Origin of the sequence: uncultured Gimesia sp. (genome assembly GCF_963972345.1) — a bacterium.
Taxonomy (GTDB): domain Bacteria; phylum Planctomycetota; class Planctomycetia; order Planctomycetales; family Planctomycetaceae; genus Gimesia.
This window is the reverse complement of sequence record NZ_CAXAVM010000216.1, coordinates 1-11,487: the sequence shown is the minus strand read 5'-3', so window position 1 is coordinate 11,487 and position 11,487 is coordinate 1. Positions and strand designations below refer to the sequence as shown.

At 49.8% G+C, this 11,487-nt stretch carries 7 protein-coding genes and 1 tRNA gene; 4 read left to right on the top strand and 4 right to left on the bottom strand.

What is annotated here, in order from left to right:
- A partial coding sequence (locus AACZ40_RS24740; protein WP_339676227.1) for a hypothetical protein occupies window positions 1-402 on the top strand: 402 nt, incomplete at its 5' end.
- A gap of 17 nt (window positions 403-419) precedes the next feature.
- Here AACZ40_RS24740 and AACZ40_RS24735 read toward each other — a convergent pair.
- The gene (locus AACZ40_RS24735; RefSeq protein ID WP_291177192.1) at window positions 420-1,364 is read right to left on the bottom strand and encodes a hypothetical protein; all 945 of its coding nucleotides are present in this window, start codon (window positions 1,362-1,364) and stop codon (window positions 420-422) included.
- 801 nt (window positions 1,365-2,165) lie between these two features.
- Between AACZ40_RS24735 and AACZ40_RS24730 the strand changes: the two genes are divergently transcribed.
- Window positions 2,166-2,239: transfer RNA gene (locus tag AACZ40_RS24730), tRNA-Arg, on the top strand.
- 974 nt (window positions 2,240-3,213) lie between these two features.
- Here the strand turns inward: AACZ40_RS24730 and AACZ40_RS24725 are convergent.
- Together AACZ40_RS24725 and AACZ40_RS24720 are read right to left on the bottom strand one after the other, a co-directional pair.
- Window positions 3,214-4,017, bottom strand: coding sequence for an SMEK domain-containing protein (locus AACZ40_RS24725; protein WP_291177189.1), 804 nt, complete (start codon window positions 4,015-4,017; stop codon window positions 3,214-3,216).
- Window positions 4,018-4,159: 142 nt separating this feature from the next.
- A complete protein-coding gene (locus tag AACZ40_RS24720) occupies window positions 4,160-4,639 on the bottom strand; it encodes a hypothetical protein (protein ID WP_291177186.1) in 480 nt (159 codons plus the stop codon).
- 623 nt (window positions 4,640-5,262) lie between these two features.
- On the opposite strand from AACZ40_RS24720, the gene AACZ40_RS24715 reads away from it, so the two are divergent.
- Window positions 5,263-5,661 (top strand): BlaI/MecI/CopY family transcriptional regulator, encoded by a 399-nt coding sequence (locus tag AACZ40_RS24715; protein WP_291177183.1) that lies wholly within the window; start codon window positions 5,263-5,265, stop codon window positions 5,659-5,661.
- Window positions 5,662-5,713: 52 nt separating this feature from the next.
- On the top strand, window positions 5,714-11,038 hold the full coding sequence (locus AACZ40_RS24710) for a M56 family metallopeptidase (protein WP_291177180.1): 5,325 nt from the start codon (window positions 5,714-5,716) through the stop codon (window positions 11,036-11,038).
- Window positions 11,039-11,109: 71 nt separating this feature from the next.
- Here the strand turns inward: AACZ40_RS24710 and AACZ40_RS24705 are convergent.
- The coding region (locus tag AACZ40_RS24705) for a hypothetical protein (RefSeq protein WP_339676222.1) at window positions 11,110-11,487 on the bottom strand (378 nt) is incomplete at its 5' end.

Here is an 11,487-nt window from a genome sequence, read left to right as displayed (position 1 = left end):
AATGCGGGCGAAGCGGGAGGCCCCGGCTTTCTGCCTCAGGATGTCGTGGACTTCCTGCCTCTGTACCACCTCGGAGTTTTCGTGTTTCTCTATTGTGCAGGCCTGTTTTTCTGGCCGATCCTGGCACTGTGTGTGGCGGTGGGAGGCTTCGAAACCGTCTTCCGGATCGACCTCATGCTGCTCACCATCGTCAAATCGATGGGAGCTTATTTCTTCACCGCGGGTGCCATGTTCCTGACGTCGGTGGTTTACTTCTTTACCGTTTTTATGGCATTAAAACTGGGCGTGGTGGGCATCATCATCATGATCGCGATCATCCTCTATTTTGAAATCGTCGCGTTGAGGATGATCGGCCTGTATTATCATCACTTCAAAACGCGCTTCGCCTGGCATTGGGGTTAACCGCCAGTTACTGCGAATTATTTTTCGTGAACCGTATTGACGACATGATCGAAAGCCGGTCGCATTTTATCAAACACTGCGTCATCACACAGACAGACCAGATTAAACTGCACGCGGCCCGTCAGCAGTGTCACACGATAGCCTTTCTGCTTGCCCCCCAGCAGACTTTTCGTGGTAAAGATCGACTGACAGGCATCCCCCATTTTGGTTTTGAGTAAGGTGTAGTCCCCCAGTTCTTCATAGTTGGAATAGTCGTCCTCAAACTTCCGTTTCATCAATCGATGAATGTCGACCACAGGGGGCTCGATCTCTTCAGCGTCGGCACCCTGGTTCATCGCCAGACCGGCACTTCCCAGGGCCGAACCGGTCATATTGCCACGAATCGAAATACTGGTCCCTTCATCCGGAGAAATAAATTTGGCCCAGCTTTGTACGCCCCCCTGGCCGCCTCCGTTTTCCACCTTCCATCCTTCGGGGTATTCCGCGCCAATGTCGCCGACCTCGGGTGAGAATTTGGCGAATTTCTGGGGGACTTCCACTTTACTGGCGGCTGCCTGGCCGGCATTCAATGAACTGCCCATGGAAAACATAAAGTATCCCAGTCCCCCTGTGAGCAGCACGCCCAGCACACACCCGCCTATTAACAGCGGGAGCGGAATACTGGCTTCCGATTTCTTTTTCGCTTTATCAGGTTTGCTGCTTGCCGCCGTTGCACTTTTCTGGTTTCCCGATGTCCCTTTGCGTTTACGTGCGCGGCGGACACGATCCATTGCAGAATCATCGAAATCACCAAAGTCGTCTTCAAATTCATCAGGAGCAGGTTTTGATTTCTTTTTTCCGTCGGCTTTCAACACAAACGGGTTCTCACACGATTTGCATTTGACTTTTTTGCCAAGCAGATCAGGGCTCTTGAGCTTCAGCTTATTCTGACAATGCGGACAGGTTACTGTTACTCCGGGCATCTGTGATCTCTCCTGTTAGCGAACCAGTCTGTAGTCTACAGGTTCGTTAAGAATGATGATTCCATTTGAAAATTAAGATACTGGTTTGCGAAATGAATTTCCACTACAAAACCTGCGAATACCGGAGCGCAACACATTTCACCATGGCGTTACTCAATCGATTATACCCGGTCCAAATGGCCCTCGAGACGTTTCTGTAAAAACAGGGCACAGTCTAATTGATAGAAATTCAAAGACAGAAACGCAATATCTGTCTGAGATATCTAATCAGAAATTCATGGTAGAAAATCACAAAATAAACAGACAAAACAGGCTTGCCGCCGGTTCTTAATCAGAACAAAGCCCGTTGATATATGTGTGTTTCTGGCGCGACCGCATTCCATCAACGGGCTTTGTTTTGTTCCAGGGTTTCTCTCCTTCTCGGTTCAATATGTCAGAGTCTCTGATGCAAGAATCAGAGTGCATCAGCACGGCTGAGTCGACGGAGTGATTTCCAGCAGACCGAAATCCTCCTGCCCGCGGTGTCTCTGCTGCGGTCCCCTGCTTCGTTTCCCATTAGAAGACTTCATGTCTGGGGGGAATGGATTCTCAAAATCGAACGCGCCAGTGCTTCCGACACGAAGATTAATGCCATTTTCGGCGGGAATGGCCTGCTGCCCCTGATTTTTTTGAATTCGCGTACTGCATTCACTGTTGTAAGTATTGAGAATCAAAGCACTTTCCCGTTAAAATCCAGCTCCCTCCTGAAGACGAGCCTTCGCGAACTTGATTCGCAAAAACAGCGTCTATCAGGAAACACAAGCGCCCGTAGCTCAGCTGGATAGAGCAACGGACTTCTAATCCGTAGGTCAGTGGTTCGAATCCACTCGGGCGTACTTATAAGGCCATAATTTACAACGAGTTATGGCTTTAATTCTTTTGTCTGTGTTGTATCCTTTTTGGTGCGATTTTGTTTGTATCCTTTTGGTGGTGCTTGGCTCCACTTACTGACAACAACAGATGGTCCCAATTCCTATGCTGGTTGGCTGGAATTAGTCTCTGAAACAGTTGGTCCTAATTTCAGTGTTGTCGGTCTCAGATTACTTGCAACAGCAGTTGGTGCTAAAAGCCAGTGCTTAAAACCTTGCTGTCTGTATGCCGTAACGAATAGTAGTGTGAGTTACATTAGAGGTACCGAACTTTTATAAGTTGCTTTTGGCTTCGAAACTCCCAGAGTCAGCCCGCTGGCAAGTCGTTATGGAGTTGGTTTTGCAAGGGACGGTAGGTCATGTGGAGAACCAGCACGATTCCCGTTATGATTAGCTGATCGCAGATGAAAGACACCATATCTCATAGAATATCCAGCCATGCTGTTTGTCACGACATTCCAGACATTTTTGCGCGAGTTCTCGCGTCTGGGGATAGTCAAATTCTTTTGGCAAGGAAACGCAGATCATTCTTCTTCTCAAGTTCTTTCAGGCCTTTACCCGATGACTTCCCGGCAGCACGATCTAAGGCTTGCGATTGTAATAGAATACGGGTAAGAGGCATGTCACCTCTTGGGTCTGGACTTGGCTGAATCACATCGTGGGAAAAAAAACAACGCGGCCTAACAACTCAGAGAGCTGGTGAACCAGTCCGCGAATTGGGTGGTTTGCTGAGCTGTCCGCGAAGCCGCGGTTTTTCAACAGATTAATGAAACCAGGTACTAACGATTGAGTTCACCGGACTGGAGAAAGTGATATTGAATTCAGAGTTTGCACGGTCCACAACTCTGGTTCATCTTTTGCTAAATATCAAATCATTTGCAGGTGAATATCGATACCGACCTTCTTTGCGACTTCATTCGCTAACTCCAAGATACGATACTTTACTCTGTCGATTTGCTGAATCTGATGCATGGGAATCGCAACAAATTCAGCCCCCCCTGCCGGGACTCATTTACTATCGCAACAATACGTCCGATTTCGTTTCGTACGGTGGTCAAGAAGATTTGAATCTCGGAATCGTTAAAGTCATCAACGCTTTTATTCTTCTTTTTACGGTTAATCGTCCCTTTACTAATCAATTCCGTGATTTCATTCAGTCCTTTTACCATGTCTCTATAAGAACCTTCACAGACCATCCGATGCTTTAGCGCATTTCGATCAATGCAACGAAGGACGATTTCGAGGCAGTTGCGATCATCGTAAGGATGAATTCGTGAGAAATCGGTGTGCTGCTCAAGAGCATCGACTAGATGTTGGGCGAGTTCTTCATCGTTTTTGTCCGCTACAGTTGAGACGATTGTCCCAATGTTAATTACGGTGCAATGATCAGGGACTTCGATTCGCGAGCAGTTCAAGAATCCGTGAATGATTAGAGAATCATAGTCTTTCGCGAGATTGTATTCGTCAAATTTGGCAAGCGTGTGGCGGATTTTTTTCGCATCAGCATTGACTGTAACTTGAATAGCGACTCGTTTTGCCTCATCTGCAAGATCGATGGCGGGAAAGTTTGGGGCGAACAGATTTTTGTTGGTTAGATCGAGACCATGTGACGCTTTAAAAAGGTGAATCGCGAGGCTTTCGAGGAGACGCGTCATATCCGCAAAGCCAGCGTCTTGGCTGACTTCGAGGTAACGTTGCACAATCGCGATATCAGACAGCAAATTGGTTAAGACCTGTTGTAGCATTCGGAGCCCCTTGAAGCATGACGTCACAGTTCACCGGGCCGCGACGAACCCCATTGATTTTACCAAACCGCGCGAGCCGCGACTTAGGTGCAACATTTTTCTTATAGCGTGATTGTTATTTGTCTGGACATTGTAACTACTATCATACCGGACACCCGCGAAGGTTTAGAAGTGCAGCAGCAAAGTGATCGCAAAGCGTAATCATTTCGCCAATCATATTTTCAGGGAGATCCTTGCGTAGTGGATTGCAGACGACATACTCAAGTGGGGCTAACAATTGGAAAGCATCGTGGGCAATCGACGCATTGATTTCTGTACAATGTTCTCGGAATCGTTGTGCGGCTGTCGTATCGAGACCGGCGTCTACACCAGAGAGCAATAACAACTCGACCTGAATTTGTGATTTAATCTCGAATTGCAAAATCGCAGACGAATTGTCTGAATAAATTATCGTCATTCCAACAAGCTCACCAATGTTTGGATCACTCTTTATTCCACCTCCGGCAAGAATCCATCTTTCGCACGAGAGAACAGTACGTAAATGAAGATCGGTTTCAGTGTCGACCGTTTTTTTCGCGATGTCGGAGACATCATCGGTTGTCATTGCGACGGTAAATTGCATAAGAACTCTATTCGTACTGGGCGGACAAAACCTGACGGGATCACTATAGATAAAATTTAATTACCTCTAAATATATCAAGATCTAATAGCATAAACACTGCAGTTCACTGGCCATCCCGAGAAAACGTTCGTTTTCGCGAAAGTCTACTAAATTACTCAGAACTCATCGTAATCTGCACAAGGTGAATTCATTATAGTCGTGTTCGAAATCAAAATCACTTATTCCCGTCAGTGGTGACAAAAACCGGAGCATCTTTGAACGTCGTTACAGCACCGCCACGACGTTCAGCAACGATGGTATAACGGTATAGCTTATGACCAAATTTGATACAATTATTGGAGTATCTGCCGTGCTGTTTGTCACGAGATAGACGACATTTTAGCGCGAGTTCTCGCTTCACGGAATAATCAATTCCTTCCGGCAATTACATGCAGGGAGTGGTGCGGATTAATAGATATTTCGGGAAAATCTAGAGGTACTACAGGTTGAAAGAGGGTAGCTGCCTCAACCCAGAATTGAACGATCTCAGGAAACCCCATCAAAGACATCTTGACTTTTTGCAAGCAGGCCGATCAAATCAGCACAAAGACACTACGTCTTTTTCGATTTCAGGAGGAGTGAAATGCAGTCTAAGCAATATCATGTGACGGATACCGAGCTCTTGGTCTTGCAGGTTCTGTGGGATCGTGGGCAGGCTACGACGCGTGAAGTGTGTGATGCAATTTATCCGGAAGGTTCGACTTCGCAATATTACACAGTTCAGAAATTACTGGAGCGACTTGAAAAGCGGAATTGTGTGATACGCGACCGTAGACAGCGAGTCCATGTTTTTTCAGCAGCCATTGATCGCGAAACATTGATCCAGGAACGCTTGCGGGGGCTATCAGATACTTTGTGTGGCGGTGCTGTGATTCCCATGCTAACCGGTCTGATCCAGATGCGGCGCTGGACAGCCTCAGAGCAGAAACAGTTGAAAGAACTGCTCAAAGAAGTCCCCCCCAAGAAGCTCCCCAAAGACTAGATCGCCTTTCAGCACAACTTATCACATGGAGTTTGTATTTAGGAGTCATCTGATGTGGTTCGAATCAACTTCCCATGTTGTCCTGGGCATTCTGACTGTTGCTGCAGTACTCTGCTTTGTCTCAGAATTATTCAGCTGTGTGACTCGTCAACGCTGGCCTGTCATCGAACATGCACTCTGGATAGTCGTCCTGCTCAAGCTGATCATCCCTCCTTTTCTGCCACTGGGGATTCCTGGTTTTCCCTCTGCGAAAGCAACAATGCCTCAACCATCTGCCCTAAGTTTTTCAGCTTCAGTCTCTCACCCATCTGACAGCCAGCTCGAAGTGAGCCCCAGTCAAGCTGGTATTCAAAATCTGGAAGAAACACAGCGTTTCCCTGATATCACTGCGGAAAACAACCTGCCAGCTTCACCCTCTGCGGTCGCATCAACCAGGGGGGCGCAGACTCAGAACCTGCTTGTGAATCCGCAGACACTGCCCCCAGCTTCGAATACTCCGGTAACGCATTCTTCTTCTGCTCCCTCTGACCGCTTTCATACAGCTGCAGTCCAGAATTCAGAGCTCTCCAAAGATGGTTCTCTATTGAATGCTGCATACATTGGCTGGAGCTTATGCACCCTCTGGGCTGTTGGTTCTCTGGTCGTACTGTTCAGAGCCATGCAATCCATCCGAGCCTTTACAAGGCTGCTCCCGCTTTCAGAGCCTGTCACCCCGGAAGTCCAGTCTGTTGTCGAGGAGATTGCTGTTCGAACAGGTCTGCGAAAAGTACCCACTGTCAGAACGCTGCAAGCCACGGTCCCGCCTCTGGTCTGGTCGGGAATCAGGCAGATCCTGGTCATTCTACCTGCTGATCTTTCGGCCATGCATGAGCCAACAACCCGCAATCTGCTTCTGACTCACGAGTTTGCTCATATTCGGAGACGTGATTATCTGACAAGATGGTTGGAGTTGGCTGTGACTGTGATCTGGTGGTGGTGTCCGCTGGTCTGGTTGACCCGTTCCCGTCTCCGCGCCGCCGAAGAGGCTGCCTGCGATGCCCAGGTGCTCACGCTCTGGCCTGACGTTGCTGAGGAATACGCCAGGGCAATTGTTGAAACGACTGACTTTGTAGCCCATGCACAGGTTCAGCCACAGTTGGCGACCGGTGGTACGGGTTCCATTCGTCAGCTGAAATCCCGCTTGAAGCTGATTGAATCTCAGCGTCTGCGTTCGCATTCAGCTTTCGCCAGAACGTCGCTGGTCCTGGTAGTGGCAGCTCTGACTTGCCCACTCCTACTGGTGGGCAGTACCGTCAGTCAGACTGTAAAGCCACCCCGTGTCGCGAAATCCAACCAAAGCGCTCCGGGGCAAGAACCGAACACGAAACCTGACACACCATCCCCACAGTCGACTACTGCGGACTCCAGTTCATCAACGAAATCAGTCCCACCAGTCACTCCGGAGCTGCGCAAGTCACCCCACTCCGCTTTACCGCCGGAATGCCGGCCCAGCTACAATGTTTATGCAGTACTTTCACCAGATGGCCTACAAATTGCCTTTACAGGCAGATATACGAGTCAGGCTGGAACGACAAAATACGGACTGTTCTGTTACGACAGAACAACCAGAAATACTCGTTGCCTCATCGAGAATCGGCTGAATACGAGGGCCGCCTGGTCTCCGGATTCGAAAAAACTTGCCATTGGTAATTCTCCCGGCAAAAGTATTCGCTTTCCGTTGGTTATCATTGATGTGCAGTCAGGTCAGATTGACGAAACCGGAGTGCAAGGTGCAGGAGCAGCCTGGTCCCCCAACGGCCGGTATATTGCTGTCTCAACGCAGTTTGCCAAGGGGAGCGCCTGGCGCGGGGGAATCCCAGCCGACGGTCGTATTGGAATCTGGGATACTGTGAAACGCGAGATGAACTATGTCAGTCTGCCCGGAATCAACCAGCCCGATCGTGATTTGCGATACCATTTCATAACCGGAGGCGTTAATCCCAGCTGGTCAGACAACGGAGAATGGATTGCCTGGACTCAATCTACGTATGATACTCTGCCCGGCAATGATCACAAATGGAAGACCGAGATTTGGGCTGCTCGTATTGATGGATCTTCGTTACAGCGAGTTTTTGAAAACTCGCAAGCTGCGTCCTGGTTGCCTAACCGCCTGGTTCTGAGAGATGAGAAAACGGATCAGCAGTTCACTCTTCAGGAGTCCGACAGTACTTCCGTTAAAAACTGGCCTACTCTGCCCTTTGATTTTCAAAAAGTGCTGAAGGAGCAGGCAGCCGCATCCCAAAGAGCCGCTGATTTTAATGTAGAGCTAGTCCTTAAAGCCAACCGTCTCTGGCAAAACCCGGATCTGGGTAGGTTCAAGTCAATTGACTTCACCCATCGTATGTCCCCTCATCGACTCGATGAACGATTTCAGTGGGATCAGGCGGGGACATTCCGTGTGGAAGTCGTCGACCGGGAGGCTGGTTCCGATGTTTATGGGACTGGCTGGTCGGTGATCAGACTGCCCGATGGTTCATCGTTCACAGTTGCGAACCCCGAGGCATATCCGCGGCATCGCACAGCAGACGATATCACTAAAGATCAGCGTTCAAACCAGATCACTGCCCGGGAACTTCTACGGCGTGAAACGCTGAGGCATCTCTCCGGCACCCGTTTGAATTTTGCTTCGATCGACTGGGGAAGAAATCCAAACGATTTTATCGTCGTCGATTATCATCAGGACGGGAACACCCGGCTGATCGAACTGCGCCCGTCTCCACAGGCCAGCCGTCGTGTGAAGTTAAATGCCGGCGCCATGTTTGAGACGACCTCCTGGGCTTATATGCATGACGTTGTTGTGAATCGGTCGCTGTTGACCATTGATGAAAACAATCGCATCGTTCGCGAAGTCGCCTACAATGATGAGAAACTGATTGCAGAAATAAACTTAGCGGACTGGGATACCACAGATTCAGGGCAACAGGCCCCCCGGCACATTGACATCAGATTTCCCGAGAAAGACTTTCATGTTGAGCAAAAGTTTCAGGTCACACCAGAAGGGCTCTGGATCTTAACAAGCGGCTCTTCACAATTTGCAGGTCACCCCGCCCAGAAGGAAGAAATCGTTGACCTGAAAATTAACGCCAGCTCTAAATCGTTGCAGGAAGCCGTGCAACAGATACGAATTCGTCACCAGGAAATGGCTGTCATGGCTGAATCCAGGAACAAAGTCGCGCTGCGAGGTCTGACCCCACTCGAACTGGGGGCAACTTATGCTTTTCAAGGAACGCCGGAGACTGAGAACAGTCAATTCCGTCCCGTGTCGTTAAAATGGATACCTGTGAACAAGTCGCTCAGCAAACCTGGTGAATGGACGGGGGCCGTGACTGCCCCGACCGCGGAACTCAGATTTCCTGCTCTGAACCACAATACGCTCGACAGTGATACCAACTTAATGCTGGTGCTGTATGACGAAGATCGCCTGCCCTTGTATTCAACGACGGTTCCAGAAGCAGCCGTGACTGCCAGCAACCGACCAGCAGGCCAGGTATTGGAATCCATTCTGGATCGGCAGCAACTGTGGCTGCGCAAGAAAGAGACGCCTTTGCCCAAGACAACATACCAGTTTCGCTACAAAGACGAACAGGGACCACGGGAACTCCCCAGTGACAACCCGAAGATCGAGCGCGGCATCACACTGACCCTCGCGCTGGACAGCATTCATCGAAACCCAGAACTCTGGAAAATGCCGATCCAGTTTTCCGCCAGTTGGAATGGTCGCTCTGTACGTGTTCTGGGATTGAATGGCCCCCACTTTGTGCACGAGTTCGGTTCAGGTCTCCCCTATCAGTCCGGCCGTTCTTCCTATCGAGGAGGGTATATCAAAACAACTAGCAAAGATCTGGTGTTAGTCGTTGATGCTGAAACTGGTTTTCCCCTGGTGGAACGGTCTGCTGACATGGAAATTCAGTTCCTCGAATACGTGGAAGTGACCCCGGGACAGTTTGTACCTTTACAAATTCTCTGTAAGACAGCAGGTCCCGATTTGGACCTGCGTTTTCAGGTTCTCGACGGAAAACTGTGGCTCTTTGATCGGGAAGCAAACCAGAAGAACCAGGCAGAAGTTTCCGTCGGCGACATTCTGATCGATGGCAAAGCCCCTCAGCAGGTGATGCAATCCAAGGCCCCCGATTCGACGGGAGGCCTTCTCTGGTTTCCCTGGGACGAACTGACATCAAGAGAGCCGGAGCAGGCCGGAGACCGGCTTTCCGCTTCGATAGCCGCGTATACGAAACCCTGGACCCATCCCTCATGGACCACCCTCGGGGATATTCGCGTGGAGTCTGCACCTGATGCGACGCAGTTGATGCGCTGCAGCCTGCGTTCGTATCCCCCACTCGGGATTGCCCGCTACTGGACGTTGACACGATTTGCCGGGGAAATAGCTGAGCCTCTGATTTGTGCAGAGACTTTGGTCAAACCAGACCAGTGCGAAGTCGCGGTCGCTCCTTTTAAACTCAATCAGACGATTCTTGTGCCCACGCCAATCTTCGATGTTCATCCAATAAGCAGACGCGGGACTTTTGGAGGATCGGCATCTTCAGAGACGCGGGTGAGGTCGTTTTCAATACACCATGATCAGCAACAACGTGCGGTCATCACACCAGAGATCCTGAGTACCTCTTATTATACGGGGCAGACAGTCCGTGTCACCGGCGTGCTGCTACGCGATGGGGTCGTGGTGGCTTCCGGCACCGATTCAGATTCATTTCGCACCTACCAGACTCCCTTCAGCTCACAGCAGTCTCGGATTCTATTGCAGAATTCCGACCGTCAGACAGGCACTTCGCTGCTGCTGGGACACCGTTCCGTCGTGACCAGTGCTCCTGCAGGCAGTACCTGGGTGCAATTTATGGGATTTCATTTCCATGATTTCCCACCCCAGGATCTACTTTCCAGCCGTTTCGCAGAAATCAGACAGATTGGCCTGCAGAGCGTCTACCTTAAACACGCGCGAGACATCGATCGACAATTCCGTCGTGAGGGACACAGCCAGAGGCTCCACAGAGAATTGAGCGATTACCGGGACGCACTGCAACAGATTTTATCTGACGAACAAAGCGATTCCCCCGCTGCAATCGCGCTGGCCTGTCGACTGGCAGGATTTTCCGAAAATGCCGCATTCCAGACACCACTGCGTGCACTTCTGCAGCATCCGTCAGAAAGCGTACGGGATTCTGCAGCCATCGGTCTCGGATTGCTGGGCCAGACAGATGTGATCGAACGGCTGCGCTATCTGGCTTCACAACCGGAGCCAGAAAGCGAGACCGTGACAGATCAATTACAGCTCTATACCAGACAGCACGCGATCTGGGCATTGAAAAGCTGCAGCGAATAACTGCCTCTCAGATACCAAAACTTATAACAACATTTAGTGTTCTAACCCACCTTAGATGTATTCGATGCTCTTCAAAACTTCCGTCCATAATCGGCCGGGATTTCATCCCAGTCATCTGTATTCCACTTCAGGACTGGATTCAGGTCGGTTTGCCGTGTTAACCAGAGGACTGCCCTTGTGATTCGCTGATATACCGCGGGAGATATCTTTTGACCTCTGGCACTTTTTGAGTTAATACTTAAATTCTCCAGCCAACTGATGGCCGTCTGGCTGTCGCTGTAGACAGGACAGTCAATCTCCTTCCGTTTCAGCAACTGTAGTCCACGTACTATAGCCAGGAATTCACCGATATTGTTACTTCCGGTACTGATTGGATCGACTCTAAAGGCTTCGCTTCCATCATCCAGCCACACCCCCCGATACTCCATGAGCTTTTTTTTATCATTCCA

Excerpts from the sequence above, each read along its gene's own strand:
- AACZ40_RS24710 (WP_291177180.1), top strand. The coding sequence starts at position 5,714 with ATGTGGTTCGAATCAACTTCCCATGTTGTCCTGGGCATTCTGACTGTT.
- AACZ40_RS24735 (WP_291177192.1), bottom strand. The coding sequence starts at position 1,364 with ATGCCCGGAGTAACAGTAACCTGTCCGCATTGTCAGAATAAGCTGAAG.
- AACZ40_RS24715 (WP_291177183.1), top strand. The coding sequence starts at position 5,263 with ATGCAGTCTAAGCAATATCATGTGACGGATACCGAGCTCTTGGTCTTG.
- AACZ40_RS24725 (WP_291177189.1), bottom strand. The coding sequence starts at position 4,017 with ATGCTACAACAGGTCTTAACCAATTTGCTGTCTGATATCGCGATTGTG.
- AACZ40_RS24720 (WP_291177186.1), bottom strand. The coding sequence starts at position 4,639 with ATGCAATTTACCGTCGCAATGACAACCGATGATGTCTCCGACATCGCG.